Source organism: Pseudomonas sp. P4_C8, from assembly GCF_056401975.1.
Window position 1 is genome coordinate 1 of the sequence record NZ_JBFUIH010000012.1, and the last position, 15,520, is coordinate 15,520.

Here is a 15,520-nt window from a genome sequence, read left to right on the forward strand (position 1 = left end):
TTTCAAAGTTTCCTTTGTAACTTCAACCACTTGCGCTTTCGATCTCTCGTCAGCGGGAGGCGAATTCTACAGCGTTACACGCTGCTGTCAACACCTCTTTTTCAACTCCTTTCGGGCTTCGATGAACTGAAGCCGCTTGCTGCCGAAAACTGCGTAACTCTTTGTTTACCAAGGAGTTTTCCGTTTCGACTGCGCCGGAAGTGGGGCGAATTATAGACATCCAGAATCTGCCGTCAAGCACTGATTTGGATTTTCTATCAGCTAATTCAAAATCACAGCTATATATAGACGTGCTCGCCACGAATGCGCACTATATTGCTCAAATGCAATGAGCAATACTCTTGCTTCCCACCTCGGACGATGCCTCTCAATGAATGATCAGCCTCGCAGTCTTGCCTCGACCCTGTTCTCGGTAGGCCTGCTACTAATAGCCATGGCGTCGATCCAGTCCGGAGCGTCTTTGGCTAAAAGCATGTTCCCTGTTATTGGTGCTCAAGGAACCACCACCCTACGCCTGATTGTCGCCAGTGTGATCATGCTGCTTCTGCTGCGCCCATGGCGGGCTAAGCTCACTGCAAAATCCCTACGCACCGTGATCATTTACGGTATGGCACTGGGCGGCATGAACCTCCTCTTCTATATGTCTTTACGCACCGTCCCGTTGGGCATTGCCGTAGCCCTGGAGTTCACCGGGCCGTTGGCGGTGGCAATCTATGCCTCGCGCCGCGCGATCGACTTTTTGTGGATAGCACTGGCCGTTGCAGGATTGCTGCTGCTGGTTCCAACAGGAGCCACATCTGCGGGGATTGACCTGACAGGTGCAAGTTATGCTTTAGGCGCCGGCGTCTGCTGGGCACTGTATATTCTATTCGGCCAGAGGGCTGGCGCCGACAATGGCGTACAAACAGCCGCATTGGGCGTGATGATTGCCGCATTGTTCGTGGCCCCTATCGGCATCGTCCATGCTGGCGCTGCGCTGTTGAGTCCGGCGCTGATCCCCGTGGCCATCGGTGTTGCCATTCTGTCCACCGCCCTGCCCTACACGCTCGAAATGGTAGCGCTCACCCGCATGCCAGCCCGCACATTCGGCACATTAATGAGCATTGAACCTGCGTTCGGCGCATTGTCAGGCCTGTTGTTCCTCAATGAATACCTATCACTGTCACAGTGGATGGCCATCTTGTGCATCATTCTCGCTTCCGTGGGCGCAACCATGACCATGGGCAGTGCTGCCAAGCCAGCGGCTGCGGCAGATTGATACAGGGTTTTACGCGGGTCTGGTAATTACCGTTCAATTAGGCCATGTTTAGACCCGTAACCTAGTGTCAGGCAAGGATTTTTCAGAGCAGGGATATCACGAAGCTTTAAGCGAGTGCGAATGCAGCGAGACCCGGGCACAAGATCCGGGAACGCTATAAGGACAGCAATGAAACGAATTTTGATATTGGTCGCCGTACTTGCAATTGCGGGATGTGCGGCGACCTCGAAAACACAAGTCAAACACGGCAAAAAAGGGCTGCATATCAACTGTTCAGGACTCACATCTTCGTGGGACAAGTGCTACACCAGCGCCGCCAACTCGTGCGCACCCAAGGGGTACAAGGTTCTCGCCAAGTCGGGGGACGCGGTGGAAGAACCTGGAGACTATCCGTTCGGGCTCAATCCTGCCGGCTACACCAGCCGCAGCATGATCGTCATTTGCAAATAGTTTGATTCCGTCCGGCAATCTGGCGGCCAATCTCATCGTAGCTGGACTTCAACACATTACGCTGGATGTCTGGCGTCGCCAGCATCCGGGCGACAACCAAAGCACCGATACATTGCGACAGAATGGCCCAAGCCAGGCTGTCGCTCTCTAGAATGCGCGCCCAATTCTCCTGTAGCTGACAAATCCAGCGTTCCGCCTGTTGGCGAACCAGCACATCCGAACGAGCGATCTCTGCGCCTAACGCTGGCAATGCGCATCCGGACTCTGGATGCTCGACATGCGCCATGCTCAGGTAATGCTTAAGGCAACGCTCAAGCTTTTCACCCCCCTGGTCGGCGCCTAATCGTTCCACGCTTTGACATAACTCACGTTCGACGATTGAAGCGAACAGTTCGTCCTTCGACGAAAAATGACTATAGAAAGCCCCGCCGCTCAAGCCAATCGCCTTCATCAAACCGTCGACACCAACCGTAGAAAAACCTGACTTCTTGGCTGACACCGCGCTGCTTTCCAGCAGCTTCTCTTTGGTTTCCAACTTGTGACTGGCCGAGTAGCGCATTGCCCTTTCCCCAGGATTGATCTTCTTGACGCCTGCCGAATCGTAGCATAACGTTCGTTTAGTTAACGATCGTTTAGCAAAGGGATTAACCGATGAATAACAAGAAGGTCGTACTGGTTGTCGGCGCAGGTGATGCTACCGGCGGCGCCATTGCCAAACGTTTTGCACAGGAAGGCTACGTCGCCTGCGTCACCCGACGTAGCGCAGACAAACTTCAGCCGCTGGTCGACGCCATCAAAGCCAACGGCGGTGACGCCCACGGTTTTGCCTGCGATGCGCGCAAGGAAGAAGAGGTGATTGCATTAGTCGAACAGATCGAAAGCGAGATCGGGCCTATCGAAGCGTTTGTCTTCAACATTGGAGCCAATGTGCCCTGCAGCATTCTTGAAGAAACGGCCCGCAAGTATTTCAAGATTTGGGAAATGGCCTGTTTTTCAGGTTTTCTTAATGCTCGTGAAGTTGCCAAGCGCATGGCCAAGCGTCAACGGGGCACTATCCTTTTCACCGGGGCTACAGCTGGCATGCGCGGTGCCGCAGGATTTGCAGCGTTCGCCGGCGCCAAGCACGGAATTCGTGCGTTGGCCCAAAGCATGGCGCGTGAACTCGGCCCCATGAACATTCACGTTGCACACGTCGTCGTCGACGGGGCTATCGATACCGACTTCATCCGCGAGAGTTTCCCGGAGAAATACGCGACCAAAGATGAAGACGGCATCCTCAATCCCGAGCACATCGCCGAGAACTATTGGTACCTGCACAGCCAGCCACGGGACGCCTGGACTTTCGAACTGGATTTACGGCCCTGGAGCGAACGCTGGTAAGCCCCCTACAACAATAAACAGAGCGCACCGACCATGAGCAAAACCGTGGAGTTCTTTTTCGACCTCGGCAGCCCGGCCACCTACCTGGCCTATACCCAGCTACCAAAAATCTGTGAGCAAACCGGCAGCCAACTGATTTACACGCCAATGCTGCTGGGTGGCGTCTTCAAAGCCACCGGCAACGCTTCGCCGGCGATGATCCCGGCCAAAGGCCGTTACATGTTTCAAGACCTCGACCGCTATGCAAAACGCTATGGCGTGCCACTGAAATTCAATCCACATTTCCCCATCAACACCCTGATGCTCATGCGCGCCGTGACCGGGATTCAGTTGCGTCACCCCGAGCGCTTCCTTGCGTTTATCGACTGCCTGTTCACAGCTCTCTGGGTCGAAGGTCGCAGCCTTGATGACCCCGCCACCGTCGCCGCCGTGTTGACACAAAACGGTTTTGACCCCAATGAAGTACTGGCCTTGACTGCCGATGAGGAAGTCAAAGCCGCACTCAAGGACAATACCGAGAAAGCGGTACAGCGCGGTGTATTCGGGGCGCCGAGCATGTTCGTCGACAATCAGCTGTTCTTCGGCCAGGATCGGTTGGAGTTCGTTGTTGAAGCCCTGAGTTAAATCTCGACTACTAACCGCCCCTGCGAAGATCCCGAAACGAGCAACTCATGAGCGGCCTCGGCAGTTTCCAGCGTGAACTGCCGAGGATTGAGCAACGGTTTCAACTGACCTGCTTCAATCAACCGCGTCGCGTCCTGAAGAATCTGGCCATGATGCTCACGCCCTTTACCGGTCAACAGCGGCAACAGCGTAAACACCCCGGAATAAGTCGCCCCACGAAACGACAGCGGCGCAAGGCTGTGCTGCCCCCAGCCCAGACAGCTCACTACATGCCCTTCATAAACCCGAACTGCCTTGAATGAATCATCCAACACCCCACCGCCCACTGTGTCATAGACGACATCGAAGCCCTCCCCCGAAGTAAACTCAGCTACATAGTCCTCCACCGAAGACGCGCGATAATCGATAAACGTTGCACCGAAGCTTTCAATAATCCCCTTATGACCCGCTGAACCCGTGGCAAACACTTCAGCACCGCAAGACCGGGCAATTTGCACAGCCACGTGCCCGACGCCACCCGCGCCACCGTGAATCAGCACCTTCTGACCGGCTCGTACCCGAGCCCTATCAACCAGTCCTTCCCACGCAGTGATCAATACCAATGGCAACCCTGCGGCCTCGCGCATGCTCAGATTTTTCGGTTTGTGCGCCAGAAGCCGCGAATCAACCACCGCGAACTCCGCAAGAGAGCCCTGCGCACCGCCGATTCCGGTCGCCATCGCGTAGACCTCATCACCCGGCAGCCACTCGCTGACGCCCTCTCCCAACGCCTCAACGGTCCCCGCGAGATCCATGCCCAACACGGCCGGTAGTGGCTGACGTGCATGAGCCGCCTCTCCCGAACGAATCTTCGCATCCAACGGGTTCACCCCGCTGGCCTTGATCCTCACCAACACTTGACCCGCCCTCAGCACCGGCCGCGGCAGGGAAACCAAGCGTAAAGGTCCATTGGCCGAGTCAACAATCAGAGCGCGCATTTCAAGTGAGTCAGACATTTCGCCAAATTCCGTCAGAAGTGAGTGTGGGATTAATCTTCGTCCAGTTCACTCATACCGATAAGACGCTATATAGCTATAGTAATCATGCCCATATGGCATCAATGAGAGACTTCGTGGACACACTCAACGCAATGGCCACCTTCGTCCGGGTCGTCGAACGTGGCAGCTTCTCGGCCGTTGCCCGGGAGATGCAGACCAGCCAGCCGACTATCAGCAAACTATTAAGGGCGCTGGAAACCAGACTGGGCGCAAAGCTGATTAGCCGCAGCACTCGACAACTGTCACTGACCGATGAAGGTCAGCGCTACTACAACGAATGCCGGCAAATCCTGGCCGCCGTGGACGCAGCAGAACAGCGTTTTCGATCGGGACGCGAATCCGTGGCCGGCAACCTGAAAATCGGTTCATCCGTGAGTTTCGGGCGCTTGCAGATTGCACCGCGACTCCCTGAGTTCCTCAAAGCGTACCCTCAGGTTCAGATCGATCTGCAACTCAGCGATCAAAATCAGGACCTGGTCAGTGAAGGGCTCGACGTGACGTTCAGAATCGGTGAGTTGACCGACAGTGGCCTGCTCGCGCGCCGCATCGGTACCACCCACCGGATCACCGTTGCGGCACCGGACTACCTCAAGCAACACGGCCTGCCGCAAACCCCGGAAGAACTCGACGCGCACAATTGCCTGCAATTCAATTTGCTCAACAGTCAGAACCTATGGAATTACGAAAGAGGCAACCAACGCCACGAAGTGCGCATCAGGGGTAATGTGCAAAGCAACAACTCCGAGGCGATTCGCGAGATGGTGCTGGGGGGATTGGGGATTGCGCTGTCGCCGGTGTGGCTTTTCAGCGAGGATCTGAAAGYCGGCCGAGTGCAGGCCATTTTGCAAGACTACACGGCTCAGTCTCTGCCGATTCATGCGGTGTCCCCGGCGAATCGTCGCCAATCCGCCAGGGTCAGAGCTTTTGTCGACTACATGAGTCAGGCGCTCGAACAAGCGCCTGAACTCCAACCCGTCAAATAGCCGCGGTGCGGGTATTCAACCACTCAAGGGCCGCGCCATCGAGCAACGGGCTCAAGCGCTCGCGCACTTCGGCATGGTAGGCGTTGAACCACTGTTTCTCTTCCAGCGTCAGCAGCGACGGCTCCAGACAGCGGGTGTCGATCGGGCACAGCGTCAGGGTTTCGAACTTGAGGAACTCACCAAATTCGCTGGTGCCCGCCTCACGGTTCAGCGCCAGGTTCTCGATCCGCACCCCCCAACGCCCCGGCCGGTAAGTGCCTGGCTCGATGGAGGTGATCATGCCCGGTTGCATCGCAGTCTGCGGAGTAGCAGCGGCCTGATAGGCGATGACCTGCGGACCTTCGTGAACGTTGAGGAAGTAGCCAACGCCATGGCCGGTACCGTGACCGTAGTCGACGCCTTCAGCCCAGATCGGCGCGCGCGCGATGGCATCGAGCAACGGCGACAAAATCCCCCGAGGGAATTGCGCACGGGACAGTGCGATCACGCCTTTGAGGACGCGTGTGCAGTCGCGTTTCTGTTCATCCGTCGGTGTACCCACCGGCACCATCCGCGTGATGTCGGTGGTGCCACCCAGGTACTGACCGCCGGAGTCGATCAGTAACAGACCGTCCCCTTCGATCACCGCATGCTCTTCTTCGGTCGCATGGTAGTGCGGCATCGCGCCATTGGCGTTGAACGCGGCAATGGTGTTAAAGCTCAGCGATACGTAGCCAGGACGTCGGGTACGCGCGGCGGTCAGGTGTTCGTCGATGGTCAGCTCGGTGATGCGCTCACGACCCAGGGCCGAGTCCAGCCAAGTGAAGAATTCGCACAGCGCAACGCCGTCCTGCTCCATGGCCTGACGAATGTGCTCGGCATCGGCCAGGCTTTTCTGCGACTTGGCCAGCGTAGTCGGATTCAGGCCTTCGACCAGTTTTACGCCGCTGCCCAGGTTGTCCAGCAAACCGGCGGTGACGCGCGCCGGATCGACCAGCAGACTCGCGCCGCTCGGCACGGCGCTTAAGGCGGCGGCCACTTCACTGTAATCGCGCAGGGTTACGCCGTCTTGTTCAAGCACCGCACGCAGTTCAGCATCAACTTTGCTCAGGGCCACGAACAGGGTGGCCTGGTCCTGACTGATCAAGGCGAAGGACACGAACACCGGGTTGAACGACACATCGCCGCCGCGCAGATTGAACAGCCAGGCGATGTCATCCAGGGTGGCGACAAAATGCCAGTCAGCGCCACGGTCTTTCAAAACCTCGCGCAGCTTCGCGAGTTTTTCACCACGGCTGACCGTCGCCTGTGGTGGCAAATGTTGATAGATCGGCTCATTCGGCAGTGTCGGGCGGCCGCTCCAGACTTCGCTCAACAGATCGATGTCGGTACGCAGGCGTGCGCCGCGTTCTTCGAGTTTGCCACCCAGCGTACGCGCCGAGGCCACGGCCATCACCGCACCATCCACCGCGACGACGCCCCCTTCAGGGGTTTGCTCGGCCAGCCAGTCCAGCGGGCCGGGTTGACCCGGTTGCAGCTTGACCAACTCGATGCCGCTGCCCTTGAGTTCCTTGGTCGCTTGCTCCCAATAACGGCTGTCGGCCCAGACGCCGGCAAAATCCGGCGTCACGATCAGTGTGCCGACCGAGCCATGGAAGCCCGATAACCACTGACGCCCCTGCCAGTAGCCTGGCAAGTATTCCGACAGGTGCGGATCGGCCGACGGCACCAGCAAGGCATGAATGCCTTCGCGGCTCATCAGTTCGCGGGTTTGCGCCAGGCGCTGGGGCACCGATCCATTGATCGAAGGCTGCGTACTCATCGTGTCTCCTGCTAATCACTTTAGCTTTATTGTTGAGTGCCGATCTGAGTCGGCGCTTTAAGGCGCTACTGCCAGAATGCCGGGGCGCTGGCGCAGGCCGCTTTGATCAGGTGCACCGCTTGGTCGATGTCTTGCTCGGTGGTGAACCGGCCGAGACTCAAACGAATAGTACGACTCGCCGAGCGGGCGTCATGCCCCAGGGCCAGCAGCACATGGGATGGAACATTGCTGGCGGAGTTACAGGCCGACGTCGCAGAAAAGGCGATCGAATGGCTCAACGCCGCAGAATTGAACTCACCTTCGCTGAAGGTCAGGCTCAAGGTATGAGGAATGCGTTGGGTCGGGCTGCCATTGAGGCGAACGCCGGGAAGGCTGAGCAATGGCTCCAGCAAACGTTCACGCAAGCGCACGATCGTGGCTTTCTCTTCATCGAACGAAGCAGCGGCCAATGCGAAGGCCACGCCCATGGCTGCAATCTGATGAGTCGCCAGGGTGCCGGAACGCAATCCACCCTCGTGACCACCGCCGTGAATCTGTGCCTGCAAGCGTTGCTGCGCACGCGGACCGACGTACAGCGCACCAATGCCTTTGGGGCCGTAGATCTTGTGCGCGGAGAACGACATCAGGTCCACCGGCAAGCGGGCCAGATCGATGGCCACTTTGCCGGCACCTTGAGCGGCGTCGACATGGAACAACGCATCGCGTGCCCGCACGACTTCGCCGATGGCGGCGATATCGTTGACCGTGCCCAGTTCGTTGTTGACCAGCATCAGCGACACCAGAAAGGTGTCGTCGCGCATCGCTTCGCTGACCGCTTGCGCCGTGATCAAACCATCGGCGTCAGGCACCAGATACGTCACCGCAACACCGGCGTCCTGCAATTGTTTCGCCGTGTCGAGAATCGCCTTGTGTTCGATCTGGCTGGTAATGATGTGCCCACCGCCGACACCGCGCGCCTGGGCCACGCCTTTGAGCGCGAGGTTGTTGGATTCAGTGGCGCCGGAGGTCCAGACGATCTGCGCAGCCTGTGCGCCGACCAGTTCGGCGACCTGCTGCCGGGCGTGCTCGACCGACTGTCGGGCCTGCTGGCCAAAGGCATGGGAGCTGGACGCCGGGTTGCCGAAATTGCCGGTAAAACCCAGACACTCGACCATGACCTTGATGACCCGCTCATCCACCGGTGTGGTGGCGGCGTAATCGAAATACAACGGACGTTTATTCATAAAAGACTCGCAGAGCGTGTTCCGGGATCAGGAAGCTCGTAACGGAAACGTCAAAGCGCAGCCTTGTGAGCTGCGCCGATATCTCAGTACGTTAGAAATACCTGATCGGAGGCCGTTAAAGAAGAACAACTTCATTTAAAAGTGCGTAGGAACGCTCCTGAAGTCGAGCTTAACAGGCATCGGGCAAGCGGTTGAAGCAATGCGTCAGCTAATGCTTTCAAGAAATAACGGATACAGCGAAGCCACCAACAGCGCCGCCATGCCCCAATTGAACACACGCAACCAGCGACGATCCTTCAACACATTGCGTAACAGCGTGCCGCAGCCGGCCCAGACACTGACGCTAGGCAAGTTGATCAACGCGAACACCGCCGCAATCACGAGCACGTTAGTGAAGTAGCCCTGCATCGGCGTATAGGTGCTGATGGCACCGATGGCCATGATCCACGCCTTGGGATTGACCCATTGAAACGCCGCTGCGCCCAGGTAGCTGATGGGCTTGCTATCGCCCTTCTCGCTTTCGGAGACCGGACCTGAATGGGCAATTTTCCACGCCAGGTACAGCAAATACGCCGCGCCGACATAGCGCAGCACGGTGTAGAGCATGGGATAGGTTTTAAACACAGCACCGAGGCCGAACCCGACAGCGACCACCAAGACAAAGAAACCACAGGTGATACCCAACATGTGCGGGATGGTGCGGTTAAAGCCGAAGTTCACACCCGATGCTAGCAACATGGTGTTGTTGGGGCCGGGAGTGATCGAGGTAACGAGCGCAAACAGGGCGAAGCCCATCAGCAGATCGAGTGAGAGCGTCATGTGCGGCAGTCCATTAGGGTCAGTCGGGTGTTAAGACCCTATCGCACGCCTTGCGGGAAACCCACGGACAGTTACGTAAAACTTCGAGCGGTACAGTTTTCGCTCAGCTTGGACGACCGTGAAGCTGTACAGCACGTTCGGCGTTCATCTCGCCTTGTTTATCGAAACCAAACGATTTTTGCGGTTGACCGAGCAATGCCGCTTTCTTCGCGTGGTACTCCTCGAAGGACAGGCCACGACGGTTCAACTCCTCAAGCGCCAATTCCCTGGATTCTTCGGCGGTGTAGGGCCGTAGTTCCGGTGAAACATGGCTGGCACATCCGGCAAGAACGGCCATCGCTAGCAGCAAGGAAGTGGCGATTAGAGGTTTCATTTTTGGCGTCCTGCAACTGGGTTCGGGGGAATGAACACAGGCTACTCGCGCTACTTCACGGGCAGAAATCAACGCTCTCAATAGTGGCTATCGACTTTGGTAAACACTCTCCCGTTGCATCCACATATATTCCCAAACGATCTATAAATATTTACTTAATGTCTTTTGCGGAATATAAAACAGCCTTTATAACAACCCCATCGCTTCACGAACTGTTGCCTGAACAACTGTTTGCCGGGCAACAGTCATCCAGCAAACAGCTCTGAAAACAGCACAGCGCCCACCGACAAACATGCTCAAAGCCCCATAAACACGGGCCCGAAGGATTGGTACAGCACTTGCTCTAGCCAAGGACTACTCACTGCCCCCTGAGCAACTGTTGAAAAAGGAACTGATCATGTCCCATGCACTGAAAGTCGTTGCCCTCTCCGGCGGAACCTGGCGTCCGTCTCGCACCTTGGTGCTGACTCAGGCGCTTCTGAGCGAACTGTCGGCACAATTGCCAATCGAGAGCAGGCTGATCGAACTCGGCGACATCGCCCGCCCCTTGGGTGCGGCACTCTCGCGACAGGAGTTGAGCGCCGAGATTGAAGCCGAGCTGCAAGCGATCGAGAACGCCGACCTGCTGATCGTCGCCGCGCCGGTTTATCGCGGTTCCTATCCGGGATTGCTCAAGCACCTGTTCGATCTGATTGACCTCAATGCCCTGATCGACACGCCGGTGTTGCTTGCCGCCACCGGTGGCAGCGAACGTCACGCGCTGGTCCTCGATCATCAGTTGCGCCCGCTGCTCAGTTTCTTCCAGGCCCTGACGTTGCCGATYGGTGTCTACGCCACCGAAGCCGATTTCTCCAACTACCAAATAACCAGTGAGCCCTTGAAGGCCCGCATCCGTCTTGCTGCAGAACGCGCCGCGCAGTTGTTCGGCGTGCACCCCAAAAATTTGCTGAAAATCGCTTAAGGAATTCTTCATGGATGTTTTCTGGTTCCTGCCGACCCACGGTGACGGCCATTACCTGGGCACTACTCAGGGCGCACGCCCGGTAACGCTCAACTACCTGAAACAAGTGGCCCAGGCCGCGGACAGCCTTGGCTTTCACGGCGTGCTGATTCCCACCGGGCGTTCTTGCGAGGACTCGTGGGTGATTGCTTCGGCATTGGTGCCACTGACCGAACGCCTGCGCTATCTGGTGGCCATCCGTCCGGGGATCATCTCGCCGACGGTCTCGGCGCGCATGGCGGCCACGCTGGATCGTTTGTCCAATGGCCGTTTGCTCATCAACGTGGTGACCGGCGGTGACCCGGACGAAAACCGAGGCGACGGTATTTTTCTCGATCACAGCGAGCGCTACGAAGTCACCGACGAGTTTCTGCAGATCTGGCGCCGGGTGTTGCAAGGCGAAGCGGTGGATTTCGAAGGCAAACACCTTCAAGTGCAGAACGCCAAGGCGCTATATCCGCCTGTGCAAAAACCCTATCCGCCGCTGTATTTCGGCGGCTCGTCCGAAGCAGCCCATGAACTGGCTGCCGAACAGGTCGATGTCTACCTGACCTGGGGCGAACCACCGGCCGCCGTGGCGCAAAAGCTTGCCGATGTACGTGAGCGCGCGGCGCGAAACGGTCGCACGGTGAAGTTCGGTATTCGTTTGCACGTGATCGTGCGTGAGACCGCCGACGAGGCCTGGAAAGCTGCCGACAAACTCATCGAGCACATCAGCGACGAAACCATCGCGGCGGCGCAGAAGTCGTTTTCGCGCTTCGACTCCGAAGGTCAGCGACGCATGGCGGCGCTGCATGACGGACGTCGGGACAACCTGGAAATTGCCCCCAATCTCTGGGCCGGTGTCGGTCTGGTGCGTGGCGGGGCCGGGACCGCATTGGTGGGCGATCCACAGCAAGTGGCTGCGCGGATCAAGGAGTACGCGGACCTGGGGATCGAGAGTTTCATCTTTTCCGGTTATCCGCACCTTGAAGAGGCTTATCGCTTTGCCGAGTTGGTGTTTCCGCTGTTGCCGGAGCCCTACGCGAGTCTGGCCGGGCGCGGCGTTACCAACCTCACCGGGCCGTTTGGCGAAATGATTGCCAATGATGTGCTGCCCGCCAAAGCCACGGCCTGACGAACAACCCTTGTGGGAGCGAGCCTGCTCGCGAAGGCGTCCAGACAGTCGACATTGATGTTGAATGTTCCGCCCCCTTCGCGAGCAGGCTCGCTCCCACAGGGGATTTGTGTCGATTTTATGAGGAGCCCCCGCGTGACCGCCAAGCCACACAGCACTCTGTTATCCCCTTTGCAAACCGCCCGCCAACTGGCCGCCGGGTTTGCCCTGACCGCCGTCGAGCGCGACGAGCGCGGCGGTACGCCCAAGGTTGAACGTGACGCCTTGCGCCACAGCGGGCTGCTGGGCTTAAGCATTCCCGTTCAGTACGGCGGCCTCGGCGCCAGCTGGACTGAAACCCTGACCATCGTGCGTGAATTCGCCAAGGTCGACAGCTCGATTGCGCATATCTTCGGCTTTCATCACTTGATGCTCGCCACCGTGCGTCTGTTCGCCAAACCTGAACAATGGCAGCCCTGGTTCGAACAGACTGCGCGCAAGAACTGGTTCTGGGGCAACGCCCTCAACCCGCTGGACACCCGCACGGTAGTGAAAAACCTCGGTGGCTGGCGTGAGTTTTCCGGCAAGAAAAGCTTCTGCTCCGGCGCCAGCGATTCGCAGATGCTGATCGCCTCCGCCGTCGATGAAAGCGCCGGCGGCAAGCTGTTGATCGCCGCGATTCCCAGCGGTCGCAGTGGCATCACCTTGCACAACGACTGGAACAACATGGGCCAGCGCCAGACCGACAGCGGCAGCGCCACGTTCGAACGGGTGCGGGTCGAAGAGTCGGAATTGCTGCTCGATCCAGGCCCGTTGAGCACACCATTTGCTTGCCTGCGGCCGTTGATTGCGCAATTGACGTTCACCCACATGTTCCTCGGCATCGCCGAAGGCGCCTTCGAAGAAGCGCGGCAGTACACGCTCACCGAAACCCGGCCATGGCACAAATCCACTGTTCAGGATGTGCGTCAGGACCCTTATTTACTCGGCCATTACGGCGAATTCTGGGTCGCTCTCGAAGGCGTTCGATTGCTGGTGGAACGCGCCGCCGAACTGCTCGACAAGGCTTGGGCGAAAGGCCCGAATCTCAGCGCCGAAGAACGTGGGCATCTGGCCACGGCCATCGCGACCGCGAAGGTCGCCGCCACGCGCAACGGCCTGGATCTGTGTAGCCGGCTGTTCGAAGTGACCGGCGCGCGCTCGACTCACGCCTCCCTGCGACTGGACCGCCACTGGCGGAACTTGCGCACGCAAACCCTGCACGACCCGGTGGATTACAAACTCCATGAACTGGGTGACTGGGCGCTGAACCAGGCCCTGCCGATTCCGACTTTCTATTCATAGCCTTCTCTTCATGGAGCGATTCCCATGCAACTGCTGACCTTACCGCCCTCGCCCGCGCTGGCCACTTCGATCCGCGCCACGGCGCAGGTATTCGAGGACCCGAAATCCCAGGCCTTGCTCGCCCATCTGCAACAAGTCGCGCCCAGTGAAGCCAGCGTGCTGATCATCGGCGAAACCGGCACCGGCAAGGAGTTGGTGGCGCGGCACATCCACAACCTCAGCGGCAGGCGCAATCGGCCGTTCGTAGCAGTGAACTGCGGCGCGTTCTCCGAATCGCTGGTCGAGGCTGAACTGTTCGGCCACGAAAAAGGCGCCTTCACCGGCGCGTTGAGCGCCAAGGCCGGCTGGTTTGAGGAAGCCGATGGCGGCACGCTGTTCCTCGATGAAATCGGTGATCTGCCGATGGCGATTCAGGTCAAGTTACTGCGCGTGTTGCAGGAGCGAGAAGTGGTCCGGCTCGGCTCGCGCAAGAGCATTCCCATCGACGTGCGCGTACTGGCCGCGACCAATGTGCAATTGGAAAAAGCCATCAACGCCGGGCATTTTCGCGAAGACCTTTATTACCGTCTCGACGTGGTCAGCCTAGAGCTGAACCCCTTACGCGAGCGTCCCGGCGACATCCTGCCACTGACCCGTCATTTCGTCGAAACCTACAGTCAGCGCCTGGGTTACGGCAGCATCACCATTAGCAAAGACGCCGAACTGAAACTGCGCAGCTACAGTTGGCCGGGCAACATCCGCGAACTGGAAAACGTCATTCACCACACGCTGCTGATCTGCCGTAACGGCGTAATCGAACGCGATGACCTGCGCCTGTCCAACATGCGCATCGAGCGCCAGGACGATTACCACGCCAACATCGACGATTCACCGGAAGCCCTACTGGATCGAGCCTTTCAGAAACTCTTCGCAGAACAGGCCGGTGCGCTGCATGAAAAAGTCGAAGACGCATTGTTGCGCGCGGCCTATCGCTTCTGCCATTACAACCAGGTCCATACCGCCGCCCTGTTGGGCCTGAGCCGTAACGTGACCCGCACGCGGCTGATCAAAATCGGCGAGCTGGCCGTGAACAAGCGCCGGGTGATGGAAAATGTTCAGGGCGAGCGCGTGATGCAGTTGTCGATTTAGCCTATCGGCGGGAGCGTAGCTGCTGGAATCAAATGCAGATCAGAAATAGCGGTACGACCTTCGCGAGCAGGCTCGCTCCCACAGGTACAGCGGTGACCTTGTGGGAGCGAGCCTGCTCGCGAAAGCGTACTGACAACCAATGAAGTTTTAGAACCCCGGCGCGATCTGCCCCTTATAGCGGGTCAAGATGAACTGCCGAACCTCATCCGAATTCAACGCCTTGGCCAGTTTCTGCAAACCGGGATCATTGATGTTGTCCGGTCGCGCCACCAAAAACTCGATGTACAGGCTCTTGCCCTTCTCGACGATCAATGCGCTGTTGGTGTCGATCCCCGCTTCCAGGGCGTAGTTGGCGAAGACAAACGCCAGGTCGACCTGACTCACCGAGCGCGCCAGTAACGCACCTTCCAGTTCACGAATTTTCAGGTGTTTGGGGTTGTCGATGATGTCCCGTTGAGTCGCCAGGGTGTTGCTCGGGTCCTTGAGTTTGATCAGTCCGGCTTCGTGCAACAGCACCAGCGCGCGGCCGGTGTTCACCGGGTCGTTGGGGATCGACACGGTGGCGCCGTCTTTCAGCTCGGCGATGTTTTTGATCTTGGTCGAGTAGGCTCCAAACGGTTCAATGTGCACGCCGACTACCGGTATCAGGTCGGTGTGGCGGGTTTTGTTGTAGTCCTCGAGGAACGGCCGGTACTGGTAATAGTTGGCGTCGAGGTTCTTCAACGCCAACTGCTGATTGGGCTGGATAAAGTCGGTGAAGACTTTGATGTCCAGGTCCACGCCTTCCTTGGCCAGGGTCGGTTTGACGAATTCGAGGATTTCCGCGTGCGGCACCGGGGTCGCGCCGACGATGAGTTTTTCGTTGGCGTGAACGCTCAACGACACTAAGGCAGCCAGAATGGCCAGGGTCTTTTTCATGTGGTGCTCCTAGGCAGATTGAATGGCCGTCGTAAGGTGGACGTGAGGCCTGATGGTGTTCTTTTGAATAAAAAACGGGATCGAAT

At 58.1% G+C, this 15,520-nt stretch carries 16 protein-coding genes; 9 read left to right on the forward strand and 7 right to left on the reverse strand.

Features of this window, described 5'->3' with window-relative positions:
* The first annotated feature begins 370 nt into the window (after window positions 1–370).
* Both rhtA and AC1DWM_RS09675 read left to right on the forward strand, forming a co-directional pair.
* Entirely contained in the window at window positions 371–1,258 is an 888-nt protein-coding gene (rhtA, locus tag AC1DWM_RS09670; protein ID WP_223519349.1) for a threonine/homoserine exporter RhtA, read from the forward strand.
* 168 nt (window positions 1,259–1,426) lie between these two features.
* On the forward strand, window positions 1,427–1,708 hold the full coding sequence (locus AC1DWM_RS09675; RefSeq protein WP_223519347.1) for a hypothetical protein: 282 nt from the start codon (window positions 1,427–1,429) through the stop codon (window positions 1,706–1,708).
* Here the strand turns inward: AC1DWM_RS09675 and AC1DWM_RS09680 are convergent.
* The gene (locus AC1DWM_RS09680; protein WP_223519345.1) at window positions 1,695–2,267 is read right to left on the reverse strand and encodes a TetR/AcrR family transcriptional regulator; all 573 of its coding nucleotides are present in this window, start codon (window positions 2,265–2,267) and stop codon (window positions 1,695–1,697) included. The genes AC1DWM_RS09675 and AC1DWM_RS09680 overlap by 14 nt on opposite strands.
* Window positions 2,268–2,359: 92 nt before the next feature.
* Here AC1DWM_RS09680 and AC1DWM_RS09685 point away from each other — a divergent pair, with 92 nt between their 5' ends.
* Both AC1DWM_RS09685 and AC1DWM_RS09690 read left to right on the forward strand, forming a co-directional pair.
* Window positions 2,360–3,088 (forward strand): SDR family oxidoreductase, encoded by a 729-nt coding sequence (locus tag AC1DWM_RS09685; RefSeq protein ID WP_223519343.1) that lies wholly within the window; start codon window positions 2,360–2,362, stop codon window positions 3,086–3,088.
* Window positions 3,089–3,121: 33 nt separating this feature from the next.
* Entirely contained in the window at window positions 3,122–3,712 is a 591-nt protein-coding gene (locus tag AC1DWM_RS09690; protein ID WP_223519341.1) for a 2-hydroxychromene-2-carboxylate isomerase, read from the forward strand.
* On the opposite strand, the gene AC1DWM_RS09695 is transcribed toward AC1DWM_RS09690, so the two are convergent.
* On the reverse strand, window positions 3,709–4,707 hold the full coding sequence (locus AC1DWM_RS09695) for a zinc-dependent alcohol dehydrogenase family protein (RefSeq protein WP_223519339.1): 999 nt from the start codon (window positions 4,705–4,707) through the stop codon (window positions 3,709–3,711). The two genes, AC1DWM_RS09690 and AC1DWM_RS09695, sit on opposite strands and share 4 nt — an antisense overlap.
* A 104-nt stretch (window positions 4,708–4,811) precedes the next feature.
* Between AC1DWM_RS09695 and AC1DWM_RS09700 the strand changes: the two genes are divergently transcribed.
* Entirely contained in the window at window positions 4,812–5,732 is a 921-nt protein-coding gene (locus AC1DWM_RS09700; RefSeq protein ID WP_477795093.1) for a LysR family transcriptional regulator, read from the forward strand.
* On the opposite strand, the gene AC1DWM_RS09705 is transcribed toward AC1DWM_RS09700, so the two are convergent.
* From AC1DWM_RS09705 to AC1DWM_RS09720, 4 genes are all read right to left on the reverse strand, one after another.
* Entirely contained in the window at window positions 5,725–7,533 is a 1,809-nt protein-coding gene (locus AC1DWM_RS09705) for an aminopeptidase P family protein (protein ID WP_477795094.1), read from the reverse strand. The genes AC1DWM_RS09700 and AC1DWM_RS09705 overlap by 8 nt on opposite strands.
* A 65-nt stretch (window positions 7,534–7,598) precedes the next feature.
* Window positions 7,599–8,756, reverse strand: coding sequence for a cysteine desulfurase family protein (locus tag AC1DWM_RS09710; protein ID WP_477795095.1), 1,158 nt, complete (start codon window positions 8,754–8,756; stop codon window positions 7,599–7,601).
* 204 nt (window positions 8,757–8,960) lie between these two features.
* Window positions 8,961–9,575 (reverse strand): LysE family translocator, encoded by a 615-nt coding sequence (locus AC1DWM_RS09715; protein ID WP_477795096.1) that lies wholly within the window; start codon window positions 9,573–9,575, stop codon window positions 8,961–8,963.
* Between the two features lie 103 nt (window positions 9,576–9,678).
* Window positions 9,679–9,948 carry a YgdI/YgdR family lipoprotein gene (locus AC1DWM_RS09720; protein WP_223519330.1) on the reverse strand — a complete coding sequence of 90 codons (270 nt, stop codon included), beginning with the start codon at window positions 9,946–9,948 and terminating at the stop codon, window positions 9,679–9,681.
* A gap of 397 nt (window positions 9,949–10,345) precedes the next feature.
* On the opposite strand from AC1DWM_RS09720, the gene msuE reads away from it, so the two are divergent.
* The 4 genes from msuE (at window position 10,346) to AC1DWM_RS09740 (ending at window position 14,516) form a co-directional block, all read left to right on the forward strand.
* On the forward strand, window positions 10,346–10,909 hold the full coding sequence (gene msuE / locus AC1DWM_RS09725) for an FMN reductase (protein ID WP_223519328.1): 564 nt from the start codon (window positions 10,346–10,348) through the stop codon (window positions 10,907–10,909).
* A 10-nt stretch (window positions 10,910–10,919) separates the two neighbouring features.
* On the forward strand, window positions 10,920–12,065 hold the full coding sequence (gene ssuD, locus AC1DWM_RS09730) for an FMNH2-dependent alkanesulfonate monooxygenase (protein WP_223519326.1): 1,146 nt from the start codon (window positions 10,920–10,922) through the stop codon (window positions 12,063–12,065).
* Window positions 12,066–12,185: 120 nt separating this feature from the next.
* Complete coding sequence (locus AC1DWM_RS09735) at window positions 12,186–13,388, forward strand: acyl-CoA dehydrogenase family protein (RefSeq protein ID WP_477795097.1); 1,203 nt, start codon at window positions 12,186–12,188, stop codon at window positions 13,386–13,388.
* 24 nt (window positions 13,389–13,412) lie between these two features.
* Window positions 13,413–14,516 (forward strand): sigma-54 interaction domain-containing protein, encoded by a 1,104-nt coding sequence (locus AC1DWM_RS09740; RefSeq protein WP_477795098.1) that lies wholly within the window; start codon window positions 13,413–13,415, stop codon window positions 14,514–14,516.
* Window positions 14,517–14,663: 147 nt separating this feature from the next.
* On the opposite strand, the gene AC1DWM_RS09745 is transcribed toward AC1DWM_RS09740, so the two are convergent.
* Window positions 14,664–15,434, reverse strand: coding sequence for a MetQ/NlpA family ABC transporter substrate-binding protein (locus tag AC1DWM_RS09745; protein WP_477795099.1), 771 nt, complete (start codon window positions 15,432–15,434; stop codon window positions 14,664–14,666).
* Window positions 15,435–15,520: the final 86 nt, after the last annotated feature.

Excerpts from the sequence above, each read along its gene's own strand:
- rhtA (WP_223519349.1), top strand. The coding sequence starts at position 371 with ATGAATGATCAGCCTCGCAGTCTTGCCTCGACCCTGTTCTCGGTAGGC.
- AC1DWM_RS09675 (WP_223519347.1), top strand. The coding sequence starts at position 1,427 with ATGAAACGAATTTTGATATTGGTCGCCGTACTTGCAATTGCGGGATGT.
- AC1DWM_RS09680 (WP_223519345.1), bottom strand. The coding sequence starts at position 2,267 with ATGCGCTACTCGGCCAGTCACAAGTTGGAAACCAAAGAGAAGCTGCTG.
- AC1DWM_RS09685 (WP_223519343.1), top strand. The coding sequence starts at position 2,360 with ATGAATAACAAGAAGGTCGTACTGGTTGTCGGCGCAGGTGATGCTACC.
- AC1DWM_RS09690 (WP_223519341.1), top strand. The coding sequence starts at position 3,122 with ATGAGCAAAACCGTGGAGTTCTTTTTCGACCTCGGCAGCCCGGCCACC.
- AC1DWM_RS09695 (WP_223519339.1), bottom strand. The coding sequence starts at position 4,707 with ATGTCTGACTCACTTGAAATGCGCGCTCTGATTGTTGACTCGGCCAAT.
- AC1DWM_RS09705 (WP_477795094.1), bottom strand. The coding sequence starts at position 7,533 with ATGAGTACGCAGCCTTCGATCAATGGATCGGTGCCCCAGCGCCTGGCG.
- AC1DWM_RS09710 (WP_477795095.1), bottom strand. The coding sequence starts at position 8,756 with ATGAATAAACGTCCGTTGTATTTCGATTACGCCGCCACCACACCGGTG.
- AC1DWM_RS09715 (WP_477795096.1), bottom strand. The coding sequence starts at position 9,575 with ATGACGCTCTCACTCGATCTGCTGATGGGCTTCGCCCTGTTTGCGCTC.
- AC1DWM_RS09720 (WP_223519330.1), bottom strand. The coding sequence starts at position 9,948 with ATGAAACCTCTAATCGCCACTTCCTTGCTGCTAGCGATGGCCGTTCTT.
- ssuD (WP_223519326.1), top strand. The coding sequence starts at position 10,920 with ATGGATGTTTTCTGGTTCCTGCCGACCCACGGTGACGGCCATTACCTG.
- AC1DWM_RS09735 (WP_477795097.1), top strand. The coding sequence starts at position 12,186 with ATGAGGAGCCCCCGCGTGACCGCCAAGCCACACAGCACTCTGTTATCC.
- AC1DWM_RS09740 (WP_477795098.1), top strand. The coding sequence starts at position 13,413 with ATGCAACTGCTGACCTTACCGCCCTCGCCCGCGCTGGCCACTTCGATC.
- AC1DWM_RS09745 (WP_477795099.1), bottom strand. The coding sequence starts at position 15,434 with ATGAAAAAGACCCTGGCCATTCTGGCTGCCTTAGTGTCGTTGAGCGTT.